The organism is Mycobacterium szulgai (assembly GCF_002116635.1).
GTDB classification, from domain to species: Bacteria; Actinomycetota; Actinomycetes; order Mycobacteriales; family Mycobacteriaceae; genus Mycobacterium; species Mycobacterium szulgai.
Map to the genome: position 1 here is coordinate 42,231 of NZ_LQPW01000154.1, position 21,977 is coordinate 64,207.

Annotated in this window: 18 protein-coding genes and 2 pseudogenes; 11 read left to right on the forward strand and 9 right to left on the reverse strand. The window is 65.1% G+C overall.

What is annotated here, in order from left to right:
* Positions 1-29: 29 nt before the first annotated feature.
* Positions 30-3,332: a helix-turn-helix transcriptional regulator gene (locus AWC27_RS23340; protein WP_085672688.1), complete on the forward strand. Its 3,303-nt coding sequence runs from the start codon at positions 30-32 to the stop codon at positions 3,330-3,332.
* Here AWC27_RS23340 and AWC27_RS23345 read toward each other — a convergent pair.
* The 4 genes from AWC27_RS23345 to AWC27_RS23360 all read right to left on the reverse strand — a co-directional run bounded on the left by AWC27_RS23345 (position 3,323) and on the right by AWC27_RS23360 (position 8,234).
* Positions 3,323-4,630 carry an aromatic ring-hydroxylating oxygenase subunit alpha gene (locus AWC27_RS23345; RefSeq protein WP_085672647.1) on the reverse strand — a complete coding sequence of 436 codons (1,308 nt, stop codon included), beginning with the start codon at positions 4,628-4,630 and terminating at the stop codon, positions 3,323-3,325. The genes AWC27_RS23340 and AWC27_RS23345 overlap by 10 nt on opposite strands.
* A gap of 8 nt (positions 4,631-4,638) precedes the next feature.
* On the reverse strand, positions 4,639-6,402 hold the full coding sequence (locus AWC27_RS23350; protein ID WP_085672648.1) for an N-acyl-D-amino-acid deacylase family protein: 1,764 nt from the start codon (positions 6,400-6,402) through the stop codon (positions 4,639-4,641).
* 92 nt (positions 6,403-6,494) lie between these two features.
* Positions 6,495-7,256 (reverse strand): SDR family NAD(P)-dependent oxidoreductase, encoded by a 762-nt coding sequence (locus AWC27_RS23355; RefSeq protein WP_139837172.1) that lies wholly within the window; start codon positions 7,254-7,256, stop codon positions 6,495-6,497.
* A 36-nt stretch (positions 7,257-7,292) separates the two neighbouring features.
* Positions 7,293-8,234 carry an extracellular catalytic domain type 1 short-chain-length polyhydroxyalkanoate depolymerase gene (locus tag AWC27_RS23360; RefSeq protein WP_085672650.1) on the reverse strand — a complete coding sequence of 314 codons (942 nt, stop codon included), beginning with the start codon at positions 8,232-8,234 and terminating at the stop codon, positions 7,293-7,295.
* 74 nt (positions 8,235-8,308) lie between these two features.
* Between AWC27_RS23360 and AWC27_RS23365 the strand changes: the two genes are divergently transcribed.
* Positions 8,309-8,779: a MarR family winged helix-turn-helix transcriptional regulator gene (locus AWC27_RS23365; protein ID WP_085672651.1), complete on the forward strand. Its 471-nt coding sequence runs from the start codon at positions 8,309-8,311 to the stop codon at positions 8,777-8,779.
* Here the strand turns inward: AWC27_RS23365 and AWC27_RS23370 are convergent.
* The 4 genes and pseudogenes from AWC27_RS23370 to AWC27_RS23385 form a co-directional block, all read right to left on the reverse strand.
* Positions 8,778-10,043: pseudogene (locus AWC27_RS23370) on the reverse strand (acyltransferase family protein); the annotation flags it as partial. The gene AWC27_RS23365 and the pseudogene AWC27_RS23370 overlap by 2 nt on opposite strands.
* 60 nt (positions 10,044-10,103) lie before the next feature.
* Positions 10,104-10,547, reverse strand: coding sequence for a DUF5078 domain-containing protein (locus AWC27_RS23375; protein WP_372516922.1), 444 nt, complete (start codon positions 10,545-10,547; stop codon positions 10,104-10,106).
* A 61-nt stretch (positions 10,548-10,608) separates the two neighbouring features.
* The gene (locus tag AWC27_RS23380) at positions 10,609-11,310 is read right to left on the reverse strand and encodes a YoaK family protein (protein ID WP_085672652.1); all 702 of its coding nucleotides are present in this window, start codon (positions 11,308-11,310) and stop codon (positions 10,609-10,611) included.
* Between the two features lie 194 nt (positions 11,311-11,504).
* Positions 11,505-11,885: a hypothetical protein gene (locus AWC27_RS23385; protein WP_085672653.1), complete on the reverse strand. Its 381-nt coding sequence runs from the start codon at positions 11,883-11,885 to the stop codon at positions 11,505-11,507.
* Positions 11,886-12,046: 161 nt separating this feature from the next.
* Here AWC27_RS23385 and AWC27_RS23390 point away from each other — a divergent pair, with 161 nt between their 5' ends.
* The 6 genes and pseudogenes from AWC27_RS23390 (at position 12,047) to AWC27_RS23415 (ending at position 17,452) form a co-directional block, all read left to right on the forward strand.
* Positions 12,047-13,192 carry a catalase family peroxidase gene (locus tag AWC27_RS23390; RefSeq protein ID WP_372516921.1) on the forward strand — a complete coding sequence of 382 codons (1,146 nt, stop codon included), beginning with the start codon at positions 12,047-12,049 and terminating at the stop codon, positions 13,190-13,192.
* Positions 13,189-13,767, forward strand: a complete 579-nt coding sequence (locus AWC27_RS23395; protein WP_085672654.1) for a cytochrome b — start codon at positions 13,189-13,191, stop codon at positions 13,765-13,767. The genes AWC27_RS23390 and AWC27_RS23395 overlap by 4 nt, the downstream gene beginning before the upstream one ends.
* Complete coding sequence (locus tag AWC27_RS23400; RefSeq protein WP_085672655.1) at positions 13,764-14,417, forward strand: cysteine hydrolase family protein; 654 nt, start codon at positions 13,764-13,766, stop codon at positions 14,415-14,417. The genes AWC27_RS23395 and AWC27_RS23400 overlap by 4 nt, the downstream gene beginning before the upstream one ends.
* A 57-nt stretch (positions 14,418-14,474) precedes the next feature.
* Positions 14,475-15,524: an ABC transporter permease gene (locus tag AWC27_RS23405; RefSeq protein ID WP_085672656.1), complete on the forward strand. Its 1,050-nt coding sequence runs from the start codon at positions 14,475-14,477 to the stop codon at positions 15,522-15,524.
* Positions 15,525-15,527: 3 nt separating this feature from the next.
* Positions 15,528-16,516, forward strand: a pseudogene (locus AWC27_RS23410) (ABC transporter ATP-binding protein); the annotation flags it as partial.
* A gap of 42 nt (positions 16,517-16,558) precedes the next feature.
* A complete protein-coding gene (locus AWC27_RS23415) occupies positions 16,559-17,452 on the forward strand; it encodes a fructose bisphosphate aldolase (RefSeq protein WP_085672691.1) in 894 nt (297 codons plus the stop codon).
* 164 nt (positions 17,453-17,616) lie between these two features.
* Here the strand turns inward: AWC27_RS23415 and AWC27_RS23420 are convergent, their stop codons facing one another.
* Entirely contained in the window at positions 17,617-19,068 is a 1,452-nt protein-coding gene (locus AWC27_RS23420) for an aldehyde dehydrogenase (protein ID WP_085672657.1), read from the reverse strand.
* 72 nt (positions 19,069-19,140) lie between these two features.
* On the opposite strand from AWC27_RS23420, the gene AWC27_RS23425 reads away from it, so the two are divergent.
* From AWC27_RS23425 to AWC27_RS23435, 3 genes are read left to right on the forward strand one after another with little or no spacing between them, the layout of a single operon-like run.
* Complete coding sequence (locus AWC27_RS23425) at positions 19,141-20,406, forward strand: aromatic ring-hydroxylating oxygenase subunit alpha (RefSeq protein ID WP_085672658.1); 1,266 nt, start codon at positions 19,141-19,143, stop codon at positions 20,404-20,406.
* A 2-nt stretch (positions 20,407-20,408) separates the two neighbouring features.
* Positions 20,409-20,738 (forward strand): hypothetical protein, encoded by a 330-nt coding sequence (locus tag AWC27_RS23430; protein WP_085672659.1) that lies wholly within the window; start codon positions 20,409-20,411, stop codon positions 20,736-20,738.
* Positions 20,735-21,973 carry a metal-dependent hydrolase family protein gene (locus AWC27_RS23435; RefSeq protein ID WP_085672660.1) on the forward strand — a complete coding sequence of 413 codons (1,239 nt, stop codon included), beginning with the start codon at positions 20,735-20,737 and terminating at the stop codon, positions 21,971-21,973. The genes AWC27_RS23430 and AWC27_RS23435 overlap by 4 nt, the downstream gene beginning before the upstream one ends.
* Positions 21,974-21,977 lie beyond the last annotated feature (4 nt).

The window sequence follows — 21,977 nt, forward strand, 5'->3', positions numbered from 1 at the left end:
CCCCGATGTTCGGGGTTCCGTACCCCGAGATGCTGGTTAGCATGACCGATACGGATCCACGCACGGAGTTGAACTGGAGCGACGTGCTGCCAACTGGAACGGTGACGCTGCTGCTGGCCGACGTCGAGGACTCGACGCGGTTGTGGGAAACCGAACCCGACGAGATGACAGCTGCCGTCGCGCGGCTGGATCGGACGCTGGCGGATCTGCTCGCGGCCCACGGCGGGGTGCGGCCGGTCGAGCAGGGTGAGGGCGACAGCTTTGTGGTCGCGTTCGCGCGCGCTACCGAGGCGGTCGCCTGTGCATTGGACCTGCAACGTGCGCCGCTGGCCCCGATCCGATTGCGCATCGGTGTGCATACCGGCGAGGTGCAGTTGCGCGACGAGAATAACTACGTCGGCCCCACGGTCAATCGGACGGCGCGTCTGCGCGATCTTGCTCACGGCGGGCAGACCGTGCTATCCGGCATCACTGAGGATTTGGTCGTCGATGCGCTTCCGGCGGACGCGTGGCTGACCGATCTGGGCCGGCACGAGCTACGCGGTGTCGTGCGTCCCGAACGAGTGGCGCAGCTGTGTCATCCCGACATCCGCAACGATTTCCCAGTACTTCGAACATCGAAAACCGTTGCCGCTGACCACTTGCCTGTGCAACTGACCAGATTTGTCGGTCGCGACGCCCAGATTGACGGCTTACGGACGGCGCTCGCCGCCGACCGGTTGATCACGTTGACCGGTGCCGGCGGGGTGGGCAAAACCCGGCTCGCCATCCAGGTAGCGGGCCGCTTGGCCACCGATTTCGAGGCCGGCGTGTGGTATGTCGATCTGGCTCCGATCGCCGATCCGGACCTGGTGGCGGTTGTGGTGGCGGCTGCACTCGGCCTGACGGACCAGCCCGGCCGCTCGACGACCGACACACTCATCCGGTTCGTGGCAGATCGTCGGATGTTGGTGCTGCTCGACAACTGCGAGCACCTGCTGGATGCGGTGGCCGAGCTGACGACCGCGCTGCTGCGCGTATGTCCGGACCTGACGCTGTTGGCGACCAGCCGCGAACCGATCGGAGTGGCCGGCGAGGTGACCTGGCGGGTGCCGTCCCTGTCGCTGGACGACGAGGCCATCGAGTTGTTCGTTGACCGGGCACGTCGGGCGCGACCAGAGTTCGACGCCGCCGGCGAAATCGATGTGGTGCGCGAGATCTGCCGGCGGCTCGATGGCATGCCGCTGGCCATCGAACTCGCCGCGGCCAGGATGCGGGCGCTGTCGCCGGCGGAGATCGTGGGCAGCCTGCATGACCGCTTCCGTCTGTTGACCGGCGGAAGCCGCATCGCGGTACGCCGCCAGCAAACGCTGCGCGCTTCGGTGGACTGGTCGCACGCGCTGCTCACCGAACCCGAGCGGGTGTTGTTCCGCCGGCTCGCGCCTTTTATGGGCGGCTTCGATCTCGCGGCCGCCCGCGCGGTCGCCGGCGACACCGAGGTCGAGCGCTTCCAGCTTCTCGACCAGCTCACGCTGCTCGTGGACAAATCGCTGGTGGTGGCCGATGACACCGGCGGACGAACGCGGTATCGGATGCTGGAGACCGTTCGCCAGTACGCCTTGGAGAAGCTCGGCGAGTCCGGTGAGGCCGACGCAGTGCGCTCGCGTCACCGCGACTACTACACCGCGATGGCCGCCGTGCTCGACGCGCCAGCCGCCACCGGACATCAGCGTCGGGTCGAGCAAACAGAATCCGAGCTCGATAACCTGCGCGCCGCGTTCGCCTGGAGTCGCGAAAACTGCGACATCGAGTTGGCATTACAGCTCGCGTCGTCACTGCAGCCGTTGTGGCTCACGCGCGGCCGCCTGCGCGAAGGAATGAGTTGGATCGATGAGACGCTGCCCGACCTGGACTCTAGCGAGTGCGAGGTGGCACCTGCGGTGCTGGCGCGGGCGCTGGCCGACGCGGCATTGTTCGACGGTTGGGTCGGTGTGCCGGAGCGCAGGGAGCAGGCCAACGAGGCACTGGCGATCGCTCGCCAACTCGACGACCCGTCATTGTTGGTCCGCGCCCTCACCGCCTGCGTGGGTACGGGCGCCTTCAATCCCGAACAGGCGGCAACATACTTCGCCGAGGCCATTGAGTTGGCGCGCGCCCTCGGCGACACGTGGAGATTGAGCCAGCTGCTCGGTTTCCAGGCGTACGCGGCCGCTATGGCGGGCGGCTCTATCTCCGAGAGCGCGGCCGCCGAAGGCCGCGACCTCGCCGACTCGATCGGTGACCGAGCCGCCTCGGGTCAGTGCCGCCTGTGGGGTATCGCCGGCGGACGGGCGATGCTTGGCGACCTGCAAGGCGCCGAGGACGAATTACGGGATTTACTCGCCGATGCCGAGGCGGCCGGCGACATGTTGACCAGGTTCAACGCCCTGATGGCGCAGAGTTTCGTGCTCGGGTGGCATGGCAATACGACAGCGGCGCTCGCTGCCGCCGAAACGGCGGTCAAGTCCGCCGCCGAGCTCGGCGCGGCAATCGAGGGACTCGGCTATCTCGCGTTGGGTTGGACACTCCTGGCCGCGGGAGACGTTGCGGCAGCCAAGGAAACTCTCGCTACGGCCTATGGCCGCATCCCGGACGCCGGCTGGTCTTCGACGAACCTGATGTGGAGAGCCGAAACCGAGCTCGCGGCAGGCGATGTCGTGGCGGCCCGGCTCTGGGCTGATCAAGCGGTGTCGGCAACCGCGGGATATCACCGAACGTTCGCGCTGAATACGCGTGCTCGCGTGGCCCTCGCCGAAGGCCACCCAGAAAGCGTCGAAGCGGCCGAACGCGACGCGCACCAAGCACTGGCGTGCGCGGCCGATTCCGGGGCGCAGCTAGGCGTACCTGACGTTATCGACGGTCTTGCGGCGCTCGCCGCCCAAGCCGCGAGCAACCGGGAAGCGGCGCGACTCTTCGGCGCGGCAGCGGCAATCCGGCAGCGCACCGGCGAAGTGCGGTACACAATTCACCAATCCGACTACGAAGCATCAGTCGCCGCGCTGCGGGATGCCATGGGGCAGAACGACTTCGGCTCGGCATGGGCCGAGGGTGCCGCGCTGTCCACCGCGGAAGCGATCGCCTATGCCCGGCGCGGCCGTGGCGAACGCAAACGCCCGTCCACTGGCTGGGCGTCGCTCACCCCGGCCGAACTGGATGTGGTCCGGCTGGTCAGCGAGGGCCTGGGCAATAAGGACATCGCCGGAAGGCTTTTCATCTCACCGCGCACCGTCGAAACTCATCTCACGCACGTCTATACCAAGCTGGGCCTGGCTTCCCGCGTCCAACTTGCGCAGGAGGCGGCACGTCACGCCTGACCTTCCGTCAGACCGAGGTAGCGCTCGAGGTTGCGATGCATGTTGATGACGCGTCGCTCCTCGCTGGACAACACGAGATGGGTGAAGCCGGGTTGATGCAATCCGCGCTGCAAGCCCGGCAGGATGCGGATGTCTTGGGTGAGAACCACTCCCGGCTCGGCGTCGGCAGCAGACATCCGCACGTCCGTCGGTTTGTTGCGCGGTGCTCCCGGGGGCAGCCGTGTCATCAGAAATATGACCATCTCACCGCGATCGGGATCCGGGCCGGGCCGCGAGCACATGATGGTCAAGTGGTCGGCGTTGGCCAGAAAAGTCATGTTCGGGAACACGTTGTACTGGTGCAGCCGGGTGATCCGGTCGGTGTCGGCCCAGCCGAGATCGACTCCGCGGGTGGCTGCGAACTCCCGGGTGCGTGCTGCGATCAGGTCGGCAACGGTCTGTTCGGGTTGGCCGGTGGGAAATGGGGTGCCTTCGGGTGCACCCATCAGTGCTCCTTGGGTGTAAACATAGGCGTCCCAGACTTGTTCATCGCTCAGTGTGCCGTCGAAACGGGGGCTCGGCACACCATACGGTTGATCGGATTTGGCGGTATGGCCCCAAATCTGTTGCGGGGCATGGATGTCATCGACGCAGCGCAGCAACTCCGGATGCAGAGTCTGGATGTGGTAGGTCTCGCTGTAGCCGTCCGCGATGGTCTTCCAATTGGCCTCGACTTCGACGGTGAGCGTTGCATAACAACGGAAGTCGCTCAACTTGCACCAGGCGATGTCGTCGGGCACCGCCTCTAAGTACTCGATCAACGGCATTGCGTCGAGGTCGAGGTTGACGAAAACCATTCCCTCCCAGATTTCGACGCGGGTCGCCAGCAGCGGGAAGTCGGATGTGCGCAACGCGCCGAAGCCCTTGCGGTTGGGCACCCGCTTGAGCGCGCCGGCCAGATCCCAGGTCCAGCCATGGTACCCGCATTTGAGTTCACGCAGGCCCGACCCGGAGCCGACGCAGATCGAGTTGCCGCGATGGCGGCAGACATTCTGGAACGCGCGCAGCACGCCGTCGTCACCATGGACGATCAGCACTCCATATGGGCCGCAGCGGTATTCAAAGTAATCGCCAGGCTTCGCCACGTGGTCGGCCATGCAGGCGATCTGCCACACCTTGGGCCACAACCGTTCGGTTTCGAGGGCAGCGAACGCCGGGGAGTAGTAGCGCTCGGCCGGCACCAAGGTCGGCGTGGCAGAGGGTGTGCCGATGGCGTCCTCGTCTCGGATGCGGGCAGGATTCCCGGCGGCCAGCTTCATGTCGCGACCTAACGCGCGCCGCGCACCAGCCGGCCGGGGCGTGCACCGGTATCCACATCATGTCGACGGGTCACCATCCCGCTGACAACAGTCGCCGCGTATCCGCTGGCACCCTGCAGGATTCGGTGTCCACCGGCGGGCAGATCGTACGCCATCGCCGCCGGGTGCAGCTTCAGGGCGGCCAGGTCGATCACATTGACGTCGGCTTTCTTGCCGAGCTCGATCGTGCCGCGGTCGGTGAGACCGTACAAGTGGGCGGTGTCGCGCGACTGTTTGCGGATGACGTATTCCAGCGACAACTGATCACCGCGGTGGCGGTCCCGTGCCCAGTGTGTCAGCAGGAAGGTGGGATATGAAGCGTCACAGATCATTCCGCAGTGCGCACCGCCGTCGGACAGGCCGAGCACGCCGGCCGGGTGCAGCATCATCTCCCGGATCGCGTCGTGGTTGCCTTCGGCGTAGTTGAACAGCGGCAGCATCAGCATGGCGGTGCCGTTCGACTCGAGCATCAGGTCGTAGAGGGTCGCCAGCGGATTCTCGCTGCGCGAGCGGGCGATCGCGGCGACGGTCCGATCAGGTGTGGGCTCGTAATCCGGCGGGTCGCCGAGCGCATAGAGACGTTCCAGCGAGTGCTGCACGAACGCGAACATTCCGTCGAACAACTGGGTCGGGTCGGCGGGCAGGTCGTCCTCGGCCAGAATCGCCGCCTTGACCGCAGGATCGGCGAGGCGCTGCGCGAGTTCTTCGCGGCCGCATTGTTCCCTCAGCCGCCGATAGGTGGGCCGATGCGAAAAGCCGTGGTGCCCTTCGAATCCGATCATCATGCCGAACGGGCGGGCCGCGATCTGCGGATGCAGCCGGCTGCCTGCGGCGTGTGCGTCCGCGGAAAGATCCAGCTGCTCCCGCCAGAGATTCGGATCGGCGTCCACCTGGATGAGCGCGAACGACAGCGGCCGATCGATTTCAGACCCCAGCCGTCGCATCCAATCCAGCTCCTTCCTGGGCCCCACGATGTCCTCGCCCGCGGCCCCCTGCGGAGCCAACTCGAATACCCCTTGCCCGCCGGCCGCCATGGCGCGGCCCAAACCGAACAGCTCCTCCTCGGCGGCGAATGTACCGGGGACAGGTTCGCCGTCCATCGCCCGGTGGGCCAGCGTGCGGGAGGTTGAAAAGCCAAGGGCGCCTGCCTCCATGGCCTCGGTGACCAAGCGGCTCATCGCAGCGATGTCGTCGGGCGTGGCCGGTTCGTTGCGGGCGCCTCGCTCGCCCATCGCGTACGCGCGGACCGCGCCGTGGGCGACTTGACTGCCGACGTCAATCGAGAACGTCTGCTTGCCGATCGTGTCGAGATACTCGGGGTAGCTCTCCCAGCCCCAGGTGATGCCCTCGGTGAGAGCGGTACCGGGAATGTCCTCGACGCCTTCCATCAGCTTGATCAACCAGTCCTCGGTGCCTGGACGCACCGGGGCGAATCCGACACCGCAGTTGCCGGTGACCACGGTCGTGACACCATGACCGCTGGACGGCTCGAGAACGGCGTCCCAGCTGACCTGTCCGTCGTAGTGGGTGTGGATGTCGACAAAGCCGGGAGTCACCACTTGCCCTGTCGCGTCGATGGTTTCGGCGGCCGGGGCGGCGTCCAACCCGGGGTCTTCGGCGCCGCGCCGCACGATGTCGACAATCTTGCCGTCTTTGATACCGATGTCGGCGCGATAGCGCTGGGCGCCCGTGCCGTCCACGACGGTCCCGCCGGTGATTTTCAGGTCGAACATGACTACCCCAGCTCTGTGCGCATTATTACGCTACGCACGGTAGCGTATGTCCCACCGTATGCGTCCGGACCGATCGAGTCAATGAAGCGGGCTCAGCCGCCGACCATGATCAGGCCGCCGTCTACCGGCAGCAATTGGCCGGTGATGAAGCCTGAGCCGCTCCCGGACAGAAAGACCAGCATCGGGCCGACATCGCGGGCGGGATCGCCCAACGTACCGCCGAGCGGAATCATCGTTTTGAGTTGCTGGTCGATCAGCGGGCCGGCGGCTGGACCGAGGAACTCGCGTAACCGGTCGGCCCCGGGCGTCTGCACCGCCGGCGCCAGTGCGTTGACGGTGACTTCGTCGGCGGCCCAAGCACGCGCGGCCGAGCGGGTCCAGGCCTGCACGGCGCCTTTCGTCGCGGCATAGACCGCCGAAATCGGGCTGCCCATAACGGCTTCGGCGGATCCGAAGTTGATGATTCGGCCGCCTTTGGGATCCTGGTCCTTCATCACGGCGTAGGCGGCCTGATTGGTCAGGATCGTCGCCTTCACGTTGGTGTCCAGTAGGAATGAAATCTCGTCGGCGCCGAGATATCCCGGTACGCCGGGCTGCCACTGCCCTGCGGCGTTCACCAGGACATCGAGTCCGCCGAGGACCTCGGCAGCTTGCTGCACCATCGCCGAAACAGCCTCGGCGTCGCGCACGTCGCACTGCAGCCAGGTGGCTGCGAGATCCTCCGGTGGTGGCGTTCGGTGGTAGGTCGCAGCGACCTCGGCGCCCGCTTCGGTGAGGACTCCGACGGCGGCCGCGCCGATGCCGGTCGCTGCGCCGGTGACCAGAATCCGGCGGCCGCGCAGGGGTGGCGTCACTTCTGCCATGGCCGAAACGCTATATCGTGATGCCTCTCAACGGTGGTGCCGAGTGAAGAACTGCCAGATGGTGTCGGTGGCGTCGAGCGCCGTGGACGGGGCGGGGATACCGAATCTCTCGAGCACCGGGCTGCGCGAACCGCCGGGCCATTGATGGCCGGCACCGGCCACCGAGATCAACTCGACGGTGCGTCCATCTGCGCACGCGGCCGTCTCGGTTGTCACGTCTCCAGCGGTGCTGGAGGCCGGCGGTCCGCATGCGTCAATACCGCGCCAGGTGGCGTTGACCGATGGCACCGAGGGGCCGTCGACGCGTGCCGTTCCGTTGGCCGCGAACGCTTTACCGGGCCCGCCGCCGTAGGGCACCCGGTCGTCCGCGGTGCCGTGGATCTGCAGGACCGATGTCGGCTGGGCCCGCGAGCAATCGGTGAGCAGCGTTCCCGCCACGGGTGCGATGGCCGCGAAGGTGTCGGTCTCGCAGGCCAGCCGAAGCGCCATCATGGCACCGTTGGACATGCCGGTGGCGTAGACCCGAGTCGTATCGATTGGCATCTGTTGTCCGATCGCCCCGACCATCGCGGTGATGAACCCGACGTCATCCACGCCGGTGTGGCCCGGCATGCCGCAGCAGGACCCGGCATTCCAGGCGCGACCGAGGCCGTCGGGATAGACGACCAGAAAATGCCCATTGTCGGCCTCGCTGTCCCAGTGGTAGGCGCGCTCGGCCTGCGCGCCATTGCCGAAGCCGCCATGCAGCATCACGACCAACGGCGCCGCACCCGTCAGTCCCGCGGGCCGGTAGATGTTGAAAGTCCTTGTAGTGCCGCCGAACCCGATGCTCTGGCTGGATTGCCCGACCGGGATCGTCCTGGGTGCCGGAGCGCCTATCGCATGCCCTCCGCCGAAGCAGCCGCTGAGTACAACGCCCAGCGCCGCGACCAGGACCACGTTGAATATCCGAACAAATCCGGGAGCCATCACCCCATCGTGACAGGCCGGCGCGAGATTGACAAGTAACTTGTCAATCTCGCGAAAAGTGGCACACTCAGGCCATGCGACGTCTTCTGGATGCGGACTGGGAACCCACTGTTCCGGCCTTGTTGCAATTGGCGGCCGCCAGCGGGGGACCCCGGTTGAGAGCTGCATTCGCCGCTGCCGGACTCGATGGGATCCGGCCCGCCCAAGCGATGGCGCTGGTGCCGCTGGTGACGGGCGGATTGCACGCCTCAGATCTGGCAGACCGGCTGCGGGTGAGCCGGCAGGCGGTGGCGCAGGCGGTGGCTGCGCTGGAGCGACACGGCTATGTGAGTCGGGTGCCCAACCCCGCCGATGCCCGCACTCGAATCATCGAGCTGACTCCGCGTGGGCGGCAGGCCCTGCGGGTAATGCGCTCCAATGCACTGGAATTGGAGAAGCACTGGCGGCAGACGCTGGGGCAGCAGCGGTTTGACGAATTCCGCAAGAGCCTGCAGATGCTGCTGTCCGCCGAAGCCGAAGCCGAGCGTGATACGGCGCCGCCGTGAGCACTCTGGCGGCGACGAGCGCGGTCACCATCACCGTGACGCACAGCAGTCCATCGTCTTTGAGTCCCCACTTGACCGAGGCCAGGATAGCGGCCCCCGCGACACAGAGCAGCACGCCCACCGCAGTGCCGCGCCGGACCGAAGTGATCGCGGGCGCGCCATCCCAACCGGGCAGCGGTGTGTTCTCCAGCGGTCGCAGCGCGATGAACAAGACTGCGACAACGGCGACCATGATGAGGACCTGCGCCACGCTTATCGTGATGAAGTGTGGCTGGCCGGGATAGCGGGCATGACCCAGCTCGTCGCACAGCAGGTGGACGGCCAGCAGCGCGGGCATATGCCAGAGGTACAGCGTCATCGCGCCGGAGTTGCCGGTCACGGTCCACCACCACACCCGCGGGCGCTGTGCCCATCGTGCAATCGCCGGAGCAGCCGCAATCGCCAACGCGCTCAGTATGATTGCGTGCCCGGCCAGCAGCAGTGAGGGCGGACTCATGTTGGGGAAATGCTGGCCTGCGATGCCCACCAGACTCAATTCGTAAGGGCCCCAGCACAGCAGCGCGACATTGCCGGCAAGTAGGGCCATCGCAATGCCCAGCGCCGCACGCCCGGTGAGTAGCCCGCGGCGGTAGGCGATACCGAACATGCCCGGCAGCAGCCACACCGTCATGTTGAGGTAACCGAGCGGCGCCATGGCGGGCCAGTGCAGCCGCACCGCGTCAATGACCGCGACCGCCCCGTATGCGGTGACCACACCGGCGACCAAGCGGCTGGTTGTGGTGATTCGCGATAGCACCGGCATGGCGGCCAGCACCAGCACGTAAGCGCCGAGAAACCACAGCAGCTGAATGCTGATTCCGGCGATCGGCTCATAAACATGTTGCGGCAGAACGTGATACAGAATCGTGAGCGTGGCGGCCCAGAACGCCAAGTAGTAGAACACCGGCCGGAACAGCCGGGTGCAGCGTTTCATCAGCCAGCCGCCCCAGTTGATACCCGGCTGCCACGATGCTTCGCACGCCGCGACACCCGCGAAGAAGAACAGCGGCATGATCTGGAAAATCCAGGTCAGCGTCTGAAACGTGGTTGAGGTGGAGAGCAGGTTGTCCCAAATGAGTACGCGATTGCCGATGACGCTGGTCGCCATCACCGTGTGTCCGATTACCACCCCGATCAGGGCGGTTATCCGGATGACGTCGATTGCGCGATCTCGGCTCGGGGGCGTGCTGATCGCAAGTTCGGCAGGGCCGGGAATTGATTTCACTCAGGAAGCATCGCCAATCGGCGGGCTGGTGCGCTTGCGTAGTTCTACTCGTCCTGCCGTTTAGTTACCCCAGTTCCACACCGACATGTCGCCCGCGGGGTAGTTGTTGCACACCTCGGTGGACTTGGCGACCACGCCCTTGTTGTTGAAGAAGATCTTCATGTGGTTGGGCCAGGCGAACCACAACGGGTCGCCGTTGTAGAAGTGTTCGGAATAGTCCCTGCGGTCGGCGGGCGACAGCGAGAAGAACCAATGCGCTTTGTCCTGCACCGCCTGCGCAACGTTGGGATGGTTGTTGTAATCGATCATGTATCGCTGGTAGTAGATCGGGCTGGTATCCCGGGTGGCTGCCAAGATCTGTTCGGCGGTGCACGGCGTCGAGATCATCCTGCGCAGAATCGGGAAGTCTTCAGTGGAATCGGCCGCGGCGAGCTTGGGTTCGGCGACCGCACCGATGACCAGGGCCACGAAGATGGCCGCGAGAAGGACGATATAGAGGGCTATGGACGCCGGGCCGGATCGCGACCCGAGGGCTTTGTTGCGCACGGCTGAAGGTTCCTTTCGATCAAAGTGCTTGGGCCTCAACGGCGTCGGCCTGCCGCTGATTCGGGATGTCGGCACGGTTGGTCCGGAAGGTGTAGACCGTGATGGCCGCGGACACGGCGGTGGCGGCCGCGAGCATCTGCGAGCCGTTGGCAACCAGGCTGATACATCCGCCGATGGTGGCGCCGGCGGCGTAACTGGTGAACTGCACAATGTATCCGAGCCAATCGCTGGCCGATCCGCCGCTGATGTGACGCTCGATCCCTTGGCCGAACTTCACCAGTGTGCCGGTCACGTAGCTCACCGGAGTCGAGACCTCACCGTCGCGGACGAAGGAGGTGTTCATGGCGCCAAGAGCGAAGGCGACGAACACGATTGAGACGAACGTGACTCCGTCTACGCCGTCAACCGCATCAATCGCGGTCGCGATGATCAAGAACAAGGTCGTCAGCGCCGTCGGACTGTGCGGATGTCCCACCCAGACGTGCCGCCGGCACAGCGATGCCAGCACCACACCTCCGAGGAACGACGCCATCAACATCGCGCCACTCGCCGACAGCCAGTAGTGACTCTTGAACAGGCCCACCACTGCCACCCGGGCGTTGCCGGTCATGAAGGTCACGAAGTAGCCGACGGTCTGAGTGAGGGCCGTCGCGCCCAGTAAGCCGGATAACGCGGTCAAGACCCACAGCAACCGCGCTTCACGAGTGCGGATTTCACGCATGCCATTACCCAATCGGTAGGCCGCCGATGCTGTTCGACAATGAAATCAATCGACGTGAACTTGCATATAGCCGCAGAATTTAGCCGGGCGCTGTTCGACCGGCCATGGGCATATTCACCGATGCACCTGGCGGCGGTCGACACTGTGCACATTGCCACGGCCGAAGCCGGGAGGCACCACCGCCGTCAGGCGCTCTACCAGGGCGAAGCCTGCTGAGTCAGGTTCACGAACAAGTAGGCGAGGCAGAACAGGAAGTTCAGCACGACAAGCACCAAACCGGCGAATATGGCCGAGTGGGTGCTGCGCTTTCTTAAGCGCTTGAGCTTCGCGGCCCGCTTTTCATGGTCGAGGTGGGTGGCGATGAGGGCGAAATTCACGTCCGTTAGTTCGACGGTGGAGGCGGGAGCGCCCGCCATCATTTGTTGCAGGCGCCTCGGCGCAATCTCGACGCCGACCCCGACGAAGCGCTGGCTCAACCTGCGCGCTTGCCGCCGGCTGAGAATCTGATCTCGCATCCGAAGCTGATGCGAGAGATACCTTCGTTCGTCGCCCCAGGGGTTCGACGGGGTCGTCACAAATCGGGATTGTAGTTCGCCTGCGTGTGCAATAGGGCAGTTCCACGCCGATATTTCGGGCGCATTGGCCGAACAATTCGTCGATGGCGGGATGAACCGCACTGGGGTCAACCTCGTGATCGAATTGCTTATACCTACTACGTTTCCGGAGGGACGTGTTGATGGACGCCGACGAGGGCAGCGAGCGGGACGACACATCCAACGAGAACAATCCCCGGGCGCTCGCGCGTGTCGCCGTCAGCCGACGCGGCGCATTGCTGGGCATGGCCGCCGTGGGCGGTGTCGCCGCGGTGGATGTCGGCGGGTTTGTTTATGCGGGCGGCTGGCTGGCCAACTTCTCCGGGCCTGGCGCGCTGACCCCGGCACGGTTCGCCGATCGCTTTGAAAGCGTCTATGGCCGTCACGAGGGTTTCCGCCGAAACCACGCCAAAGGTCTCAGTGCCACAGGAACTTTCGTGAGCAGTGGGGCGGCCGCAGAGATCTGCCGGGCCGCCGTCTTCCAGCCGGGAAGCGTCCCGGTGATCGGCCGGTTTTCACTGGGCGGCGGCTTGCCGGATCAGGCCGACAAGCCCGACGCCGTCCGGGGCCTGGCGCTGCTGTTTCAGATGGGAGGACAGCAATGGCGTACCGCGATGATCAACATTCCGGTTTTCACCGACAGGACACCGCAGGGGTTTTACGAACGGTTGCTGGCCACCAGACCGCTGCCCGGCACGGGCAAGCCCGACCCGCGGCAGATGGCCGCATTTCTCGATCGCCATCCCGAGACCGCCGCCGCCATGAAGATCATCAAACAATCGCCGCCCAGCTCCGGATTCGCGGACAGCACGTATTACGGGCTGAATGCGTTTTACTTCACCAACAGTGCCGGCGCGACAGTTCCGGTGCGCTGGGCGGTGGTACCGCAGCAAGACGGTGACGCTAGGCCGGTCTCCTCGCCGGGGGTGCCGGGAAAGGATTTCCTTTTCGACGACCTCATCCGCACCGTGGCCCAAGGGCCCCGGCAATGGCGACTGGTCATCACCGTCGGTGCGCCGGGCGACCCGACCCACGACCCCACCAAACCGTGGCCGCCGTCGCGGCGCACCGTCGACGCCGGCACTCTGACGATCGACGCGGTGCACACCGAGGAAGCCGGTAACGCACGCGATATCAACTTCGACCCGCTCGTGCTGCCCGACGGCATCAGTGCCTCCGACGACCCCATACCCAAGGCGAGATCGGCTGTTTACGCTCGCTCCTTCACCCGCCGCGCCGAGGAACCCAAGTCGCCCAGCGAGGTCAACGTCGCGCGGGTGCTGTCATGACACAGCAGGCCACCGCCGTCCCATCGCGCTTCGCTCTCCCGTCGCGGATTCTGCACTGGCTGATGGCGCCGATGGTCGTCGCGCAGCTGTTCATCGGCGTCACCATGGTGGCTTCGCTGAGTTACTACCCGCTGCTGCTGGCCATCCACCGGCCGTTGGGAATCCTGATTCTGGGATTCGCGGTGGCGCGCCTGGCTAATCGGCTCAGCCACCGGCTGCCACCGTTTCCGGCTACCATGAGCCCGGCCGAACGCCGCATCGCCTCTTGGTCGGAATACCTTCTCTATGCCTTGCTGCTCGTGCAGCCCCTGATCGGCTGGGCGATGCTCTCGGCGGCCCGGTTTCCGATCACCGTGGCCGGGCCACTGCGGCTGCCCGGGATTGCGCCGTACAACTTGGATGTCTACGGGGCGCTTCGTTTTTGCCACAGCGCTTTCGGCTATCTGTTGTTCGCGACGTTCACCGCCCACATTTGTGCGGTGGTGTTTCATACGCTGGTGCTGCGCGATGGGCTCCTCGACCGTATGGCGATCTGGCCCACCGAACCCACACCTGCGAAATCGGATGAACAATGAACCTGACCTATCGAAAAGACCTCACCGGTCTTCTTCTCATCGATCCGTACAACGACTTCATCTCCGAAGGTGGCAAAGTATGGGATCGGCTCAAGGGTGTTGCTGAGGCCAACGGGTGTGTTGCGCACATGAAGCAGGTGCTCGACGCGGCCCGAGCGGCCGAAATCCGCGTCTTCTACGCGCTGCACCGCCGATATCGTCCGGGCGACTACGAGAGCTGGAAGTACGTCGCGCCCATTCAGAAAGCCGCATGGTCGCGTCAGACCTTCGCCTACGGCACCTGGGGTGGTGAGCTCCATCCAGATTTCGAACCCCAGCTGGGCGGGCCGGACGGGCCGCACCGCATAAAAGACATTGTCGCCCAGGAACATTGGTGTTCCAGCGGTTTCGCCAACACCGATCTGGACCTGCTGCTCAAGAAGCACGGCATCCACCGGCTGATTGTGATGGGACTGATAGCGCACACATGTGTGGAAGCCACCGTCCGATACGCCGCCGAACTCGGCTATGACGTGACGATGGTCAAGGATGCGACGGCGAGCTACTCGGATGCGGAGATGCACGCGGCCCTTGAGGTCAACATCCCGAACTACGCCACCGCCGTCGTCACCGCGGGCGAGGTCGTCGCTGCGCTTGGCGGGGAGCCGTAGCCAGCAAAAACCTCGACAGCTCTGCCCGGAGGGCCCCGACGTTGGTAGCGTCGGGGAATGCTCTTTGCGGCACTGCGCGATATGCAATGGCGAAAACGGCGTCTTGTTATCGCGATCGTCAGCACCGGACTTATCTTCGGAATGACTTTGGTGCTGACCGGCCTGGCGAATGGATTCCGGGTCGAGGCGAGGCACACCGTCGATTCCATGGGTGTGGATGCATTCGTGGTGAAGACCGGGGCGGCCGGACCTTTCCTGGGTTCGACGCCGTTCCCCAATGCCGACCTGGCCCGAGTGGCCGCCGAACCCGGCATCGTGGCCGCGGCTCCGTTGGGCTGCGTCGGGACGATCATGCAGGAAGGCAAATCAGGAAAGAACGTGACGGCCTTCGGTGCACCCGAGCGCGGGCCCGGGATGCCGCGCGTCTCGCAGGGCCGGGCACCGTCGAGGCCCGACGAGGTCGCAGTGTCCAGCACCCTGGGCCGGCGCCTCGGTGACACCATTGAGGTCGGTGTGCACACCCTGCACATCGTCGGCATCGTGCCCAATTCGACTGCGCTGGCCAAGATTCCGAATATCTTCCTGACGACCGAAGGATTGCAGCAGATCGCGTACAACGGTCAGCCGATGATCACGTCTTACGGGATTGTCGGCACCGCACAGCACCTCCCGGACGGCTATCAGAGCTATGACCGAACCGGCGCGGTCAATGACTTGTTGCGCCCGTTGAAGGTCGCGGTGAATTCGATTTCGATCGTGGCCATCCTGCTGTGGATCGTGGCAGCGCTGATCGTCGGATCGGTGGTGTACCTGTCGGCGCTGGAGCGGCTGCGCGACTTCGCGGTGTTCAAGGCGATCGGCACGCCGACGCGCTCGATCATGGCGGGACTGGCCCTGCAGGCGCTGGTCGTCTCGCTGTTCGCCGCGGCGGTGGGTGTCCTTCTTTCAAAGCTGCTGGCACCGTTGTTCCCGATGATCGTCGCCGTCCCGGCGGGCGCATACCTGGCGCTACCCGGGGTCGCGATCGTGATCGGTTTGGTGGCCAGCCTCGCCGGCCTGCGGCGGGTGGTGGCGGTCGATCCTGCGCTCGCGTTCGGAGGTCCCTGACCGGTGGGCGATCTCAGCATTCAGAATCTGGTCGTCGAGTACTACAGCGGCGGGTACGCGCTGCGGCCGATCAACGGCTTGAACCTCGACGTGGAAGCCGGGTCATTGGTGATTTTGCTGGGACCCAGCGGTTGCGGGAAGACGACGCTACTGTCCTGCCTGGGCGGCATCCTGCGGCCGAAGTCGGGGGCGATCAAGTTCGAGGACGTCGACATCACCACCCTGGAAGGCCCCGCGCTGGCGAAGTACCGGCGCGACAAGGTGGGCATCGTCTTCCAGGCGTTCAACCTGGTGCCCAGCTTACTGCGCTGGAGAATGTGATGGTTCCGCTGCGGTCGGCCGGGATGTCGCGGGCGGCAGCGCGCAAGCGCGCAGAGGAGTTGCTGACACGGGTCAATCTCGCTGATCGGATGAAGCATCGGCCGGGTGACCTGAGTGGCGGGCAGCAGCAGCGGGTCGCGGTCGCGCGGGCGATCGCGCTGGACCCGCCGTTGATTCTGGCCGACGAGCCCACTGCGCACCTGGACTTCATTCAGGTGGAGGAGGTGCTGCGGCTGATCCGCGAACTCGCCGATGACGACCGCGTGGTGGTGGTCGCCACCCACGACAGCCGCATGCTGCCGCTGGCTGACCGTGTGGTCGAACTGACACCCGATTTCGCCGAAACGGATCGCGAACCCGAGACGGTCGAACTGAAAGCCGGCGAAGTGCTGTTCGAACAGAGCACGATGGGCGATCTCATCTACGTGGTGTCCGAAGGCGAGTTCGAGATCGTGCACGAATTGGCCGACGGCGGTGAGGAATTGTTTAAGGTCGTAGGGCCCGGGGACTACTTCGGCGAAATCGGTGTGCTGTTTCACCTGCCGCGCTCGGCGACCGTGCGCGCCCGCACCGATGCGACGGCCGTCGGCTACACGGCGCCGGCGTTTCGGGAAAGGCTCGGTGCGGGCGGATTGCGCGATCTGATCGAGCACCGGGCGCTCGCCGGCGACGCCGAGACTGCCGGGCCGGTGACGACGAGTGAGGAGAGGGCTATGCCGAACGAGGAGCAAGCGAGCCGGATGGCGTCGGGTAAGGGATTCGTCGCCGCGCTCGACCAAAGCGGTGGGTCGACACCAAAGGCGTTGCGCCTGTATGGAATCGAGGACGACGAGTATTCCGGTGAAGAGGAGATGTTCGACCTCATCCATCAGATGCGCTCGCGGATCATCACCTCGCCGGTGTTCAACGGCGAGCGGGTGCTGGCGGCGATTCTGTTCGAGCAGACCATGGACCGTGACATCGCCGATGTGCCGTCGCCCACCTACCTCTGGGAAACCAAGGGCGTGGTGCCCATCCTCAAGATTGACAAGGGGCTCGCTGACGTCTCCGACGACGTGCAGTTGATGAAGCCGATGCCGGGACTTGACGAGTTGCTGGAGCGTGCCGTGCGCAAGGGTGTTTTCGGCACCAAGGAGCGGTCGGTGATCGGTGGTGCCAACCCGGACGGCATCGCCGCGGTGGTCGCCCAGCAGTTCGAGGTGGCTCACCAGGTGCTGTCGCACGGCCTGGTTCCGATCATCGAACCCGAGGTCACCATCTCGATCTCGGACAAAGCGGAGGCCGAAGACATGCTGCGTGAGGAGATCACGAAACAACTGGAAACAGTGCCCGACGGGCAGCAGGTGATGCTCAAACTGACCCTGCCGAGCGAGGCCAACCACTACCGTGACTTCGTCGGTCATCCCAAGGTGATGCGGGTGCTCGCGCTCTCCGGTGGCTACTCCCGCGCCGACGCCAACAAGCTGCTGGCCGAGAACACCGGGGTGATCGCCAGCTTCAGTCGCGCGCTGACCGAGGGTCTTTCGGCGGGTCAATCCGAGGAAGAGTTCAACGCCACTCTGGATGCGTCGATCCAGTCGATCTACGACGCCTCAGTCGCGGGCTGAGCTTGAGCGGTTATCAAATGCCGTGTGCTCCGATTGTGCCGTCCTGGCCTAGGTATTGACCGCCACTGCCGCCGGCCACATCGGTTGCCGTGGCGGCGAGTGCTCCGGGGACTGCAATCACGTACGCCACCGCATGGCCTCCTCTCGTGCGCTCGATGATCATCTCAACCGAAGGCGGCTGACGAGATCGACTTGGTGACCGTAAAACCCGCGATGCCCTCGCTGCCCAGTTCTCGGCCGTACCCGCTGGCCTTAATCCCGCCGAAGGGGGCGAACGGGTCCATCGTGTAGCCCTGGTTGATGCCGAATGTTCCGGTGCGCACGCGGCCGGCAATCGCCAATCCGCGGTCGCGATCTGCGGTGAACACCGAGCCGGCCAGGCCGTAGTCGGAATCGTTGGCGACGGCAACGGCTTCCTGTTCGTCGCGGTACGTGATGGCGGTGAGCACCGGACCGAAGATTTCCTCGCGCGCGATCCGCATGGAATTGCCGGCCTCGGCGAACAGCGTCGGCCGCACGTACCAGCCGCTCTCCACGCCGTCGGGCATGTCGGTGCCGCCAAGGACCAGGCGTGCGCCCTCCTTCTGCCCGGCGGCGATGTAATTGCGGACGCGCTCTTGTTGGCGTCGGGCGACCAATGGGCCGATCTGGGTGGCCGGGTCGGCCGGGTCGCCGATGCGCAAGGCGGATATGTCGGCCGCCAGCGCGTCGACGAATTCGCTGCTCCGGTTGGCCGGCAATAGAATTCGGGTCAGCGCATTGCAGATCTGCCCGCAATTGGACAGGCTGGCCGACCGGATCGCCGTCGCGACGCGCGCTGGGTCTGCGTCGTCGAGGATAATCGCGGCGGACTTACCGCCCAGTTCGAGGCTGACCCGTTTGAGATCGGCTCCGCAGGCCGCCGCCACGGCCTTGCCGGCGACGGTGGAACCGGTGAACGACACCTTGTCCACGCCGGGGTGGGTGACCAGTCGCGCGCCTACCGCGGCGTCACCGGGCAGCACACTCACAACACCGGTTGGTAGCTGCGCCTCTTCGAGCATCTCGGCCAGCAGCAGCGCGTCCAGCGGGGATTCCGGTGCCGGCTTGATCACCACACAGCAGCCGGCCAGGAGCGCCGGGATGAGCTTGGTGACGATGAGGAACTGCGGCATGTTCCACGGCACGATCGCAGCGACCACGCCGACGGGTTCACGCCGCAGGTCCAAGTCGGAGCCGTAGAAACCGGGCCGCGTCTCCTGCCACGGGAACGACTCGGCCAGGTCGCAGAACGCCGTCATCATCAGCGACGGCAGCCCCACCTGGGCGCGCTGAGCAAACGAAGTGGGTGCCCCGATTTCGGCGGTGATCAGCTTGGCCATCGAATCGCGCTGTGCCGCGTAGAGTTTCGCGAGCCGCCGCACCGCGTCGATGCGAGCTGAGGGCTCGAGCCGCGGCCAGGGCCCGTCATCGAACGCAGTCCGGGCGCTCGCCACGGCGGCATCGACATCGGCGGGACCCGCGGCGGCCACCGATGCGATTGGCAATTCGGTGTGCGGCGAAATCACCTCGATGGTGGCATTGGTGCTCGGCGAAGTCCATGTGCCAGCGATGAATAGCGCTTCATGTCGGTGCATGCGAAGTCCTCCCGCGCGTGCGCAATATCAACTACTTGCGATTGTGATGTAGAGCATATACGGTCAGCAGGCATGGCTCGCTTCCCAAAGCCGTCCGAAGGTAGCTGGACGCAGCACTACCCCGAGCTGGGCACCGGGCCGGTGTCCTATGACGACTCGATCAGCCCGCACGTCTACGAGCTCGAACGTGCGGCGATCTTCAAGCGGGCATGGCTCAATGTTGGCCGCGTGGAAGGCCTTCCGCGTAAAGGCAGCTATTTCACAAAGGAACTCAGAGTTGCCAACACCTCGATCATCGTGGTCCGCAACTCCGCGGGCCAGGTGAAGGCGTTTCACAACATCTGCCGCCACCGGGGCAACAAGCTGGTGTGGAACGACATGCCACTGGAGGAAACCAGCGGTGTCTGTCGGCAGTTCACCTGCAAATACCACGCCTGGCGCTATGACCTGGACGGCAACCTCACTTTCGTTCAGCAGGAAGGCGAGTTCTTCGATCTGGACAAGAGCCGCTACGGGCTGGTGCCGGTGCACTGCGACGTGTGGGAAGGGTTCATCTTCGTCAACTTCGCCCCCGAGCCCGAGCAATCGCTGCGCGACTTCCTCGGGCCGATGATCACGGGTCTGCAGGGATATCCGTTCGGGCAGATGACTTCTCGGTGGTGCTATCGCTCCGAAGTGAAAGCCAACTGGAAGCTCTATATGGACGCGTTCCAGGAGTTCTACCACGCGCCGGTCTTGCACGCGAACCAATCGCCGAGCAAGTACTCGAAGGCGGCGGCCGAAGCGGGTTTCGAGGCCCCGCACTATCGCATCGACGGCCCGCATCGGCTGGTCAGCACCTCGGGTGTGCGCGCCTGGGAGATGGATGCCGACATGCGCAAGCCCATCGAGGACATCTGCCAGAGCGGGCTGTTCGGCCCTTGGGACAAGCCCGATCTCGGCGAATTGCCCAGTGGCGTCAACCCGGCCAAGTGCGACCCGTGGGGGCTGGATTCCTTTCAGATCTTCCCCAACTTCGTCATCTTGATCTGGGGGCAAGGCTGGTATCTGACCTACCACTATTGGCCGACGTCCTATAACTCGCACGTGTTCGAGGGAACGCTGTACTTTCCGCAGCCGCGGACGCCGCGGGAACGGATCGCACAGGAACTCGCCGCGGTGTCGTTCAAGGAATACGGGCTACAGGACGCCAACACGCTGGAAGCCACGCAGTCGATGATCGAATCGCGTGCGGTGGGCGAGTTTCTGCTCAACGACCAGGAGGTGCTGCTGCGCCACCTGCACAAGGAGACCGCCGCGTGGATCGCTCAGTACCAGCGCAGCACGGTGGGGGTGTAGCCATGACTGCCAAGCTGCCGGCCGAATTCGCCGACCTGGAACCGTTTTCAGAGTGGTGTTTGGACAGTGAGCCACAGCGCTATGCCAAACGGCTGAACAGCTCGATGGCCCAGATGCAGGCCTTCTACGACGCCATTACCCCGCGCGCTGAAGAAGCCATCGCGTATTGCGACAAGTTCCCGCTCGACGATCTGCCCGACGACGTCGCCAATCTGATGCATCTGCTGTACTCGATGATCATGGTGTCCTTCCCCGTCGAATGCTGGAAGCAGCCACGAGTGCCTGACTCGGGAGCTTCCACCCTGGACTGCATCACCGAACCCGTCCCGTGACTTTCGTGCTGCGGGCCGACCGCTGGGCCGACGTCGACGCCGGTGAGGTCCGCTCCCCGGCAGTGCTGGTGATCGATGGTGATCGGATCACGGCCGTGAATCCCGTTGCGGTGCCGCCCGATTCGACAGCGATCAACCTAGGCGATATGACTCTGCTGCCGGGCCTGATGGACATGGAGCTGAACCTGCTCATCGGCGGCCCGGGCGGACCGGAGGGGCTGCCCAGCCCGATGCATGGTGTGCAGGACGACCCGGCGTACCGCACGCTGCGCGGCGCCGTGAACGCCCGCACCACCCTGGACGCCGGGTTCACCACGGTGCGCAACCTCGGCCTGATGGTCAAGACGGGCGGCTACCTACTGGACGTGGCGCTGCAGCGCGCGATCGATCAGGGCTGGCACAGCGGCCCGCGAATCATCGCCGCCGGCCACGCCGTAACGCCCTACGGCGGCCACCTGGACCCCACGGTCTTCCAACGATTGGCGCCCGGCATCATGCCGCTGTCGGTGGCCGAAGGCATCGCGAACGGGGTCCCCGACGTGCGCGCCTGCGTGCGCTATCAAATTCGGCACGGCGCCAAGGTGATTAAGGTGTCGGCATCGGGCGGGGTGATGTCGCACAGCACCGCACCGGGTGCCCAGCAGTACTCCGACGAAGAGTTCGCCGCCATCGCCGACGAGGCACACCGCGCGGGAATTCGGGTGGCGGCCCACGCCATCGGCGACAGCGCCATCCGCGCGTGCATCAACGCGGGCATCGACTGCATCGAGCACGGATTCCTGGCCACCGACGAGACCATTCAGATGATGGTGGACCACGGCACCTTCCTGGTTTCGACGACGTATCTGACCGAAGCGATGGCCGTCGACCGGATCGCGCCCGAATTGCGCAAGAAGGCCAACGAGGTGTTCCCGCGGGCAAAGGCTATGTTGCCCAAGGCGATTGCCGCCGGCGTTCGCATCGCGTGCGGCACCGACGCCCCCGCCATTCCGCACGGACAGAACGCAAAAGAGCTGTGCGCGTTGGTCGACCGTGGCATGACGCCCATGCAGGCGATCCGCGCGGCGACCGTGACCAGCGCCGAGCTCATCGAGGCCGACCACGAGTTAGGCCGGCTCGCGCCAGGTTATCTAGCCGATGTCATCGCCGTGCCGGGTAACCCCGCACAGGACATCGCGACCACACTGGACGTCCGATTCGTGATGAAAGACGGCCGGATTCACCGGAGCCCGTAGGAGC

What these genes read in the sequence shown, in the direction of transcription:
- AWC27_RS23350 (WP_085672648.1), bottom strand. Translation starts at nt 6,402, where the DNA reads ATGTTCGACCTGAAAATCACCGGCGGGACCGTCGTGGACGGCACGGGC.
- AWC27_RS23340 (WP_085672688.1), top strand. Translation starts at nt 30, where the DNA reads ATGCTGGTTAGCATGACCGATACGGATCCACGCACGGAGTTGAACTGG.
- AWC27_RS23415 (WP_085672691.1), top strand. Translation starts at nt 16,559, where the DNA reads ATGCCGAACGAGGAGCAAGCGAGCCGGATGGCGTCGGGTAAGGGATTC.
- AWC27_RS23395 (WP_085672654.1), top strand. Translation starts at nt 13,189, where the DNA reads ATGACACAGCAGGCCACCGCCGTCCCATCGCGCTTCGCTCTCCCGTCG.
- AWC27_RS23390 (WP_372516921.1), top strand. Translation starts at nt 12,047, where the DNA reads ATGGACGCCGACGAGGGCAGCGAGCGGGACGACACATCCAACGAGAAC.
- AWC27_RS23360 (WP_085672650.1), bottom strand. Translation starts at nt 8,234, where the DNA reads ATGGCTCCCGGATTTGTTCGGATATTCAACGTGGTCCTGGTCGCGGCG.
- AWC27_RS23425 (WP_085672658.1), top strand. Translation starts at nt 19,141, where the DNA reads ATGGCTCGCTTCCCAAAGCCGTCCGAAGGTAGCTGGACGCAGCACTAC.
- AWC27_RS23400 (WP_085672655.1), top strand. Translation starts at nt 13,764, where the DNA reads ATGAACCTGACCTATCGAAAAGACCTCACCGGTCTTCTTCTCATCGAT.
- AWC27_RS23420 (WP_085672657.1), bottom strand. Translation starts at nt 19,068, where the DNA reads ATGCACCGACATGAAGCGCTATTCATCGCTGGCACATGGACTTCGCCG.
- AWC27_RS23430 (WP_085672659.1), top strand. Translation starts at nt 20,409, where the DNA reads ATGACTGCCAAGCTGCCGGCCGAATTCGCCGACCTGGAACCGTTTTCA.
- AWC27_RS23365 (WP_085672651.1), top strand. Translation starts at nt 8,309, where the DNA reads ATGCGACGTCTTCTGGATGCGGACTGGGAACCCACTGTTCCGGCCTTG.
- AWC27_RS23405 (WP_085672656.1), top strand. Translation starts at nt 14,475, where the DNA reads ATGCTCTTTGCGGCACTGCGCGATATGCAATGGCGAAAACGGCGTCTT.
- AWC27_RS23380 (WP_085672652.1), bottom strand. Translation starts at nt 11,310, where the DNA reads ATGCGTGAAATCCGCACTCGTGAAGCGCGGTTGCTGTGGGTCTTGACC.
- AWC27_RS23345 (WP_085672647.1), bottom strand. Translation starts at nt 4,630, where the DNA reads ATGAAGCTGGCCGCCGGGAATCCTGCCCGCATCCGAGACGAGGACGCC.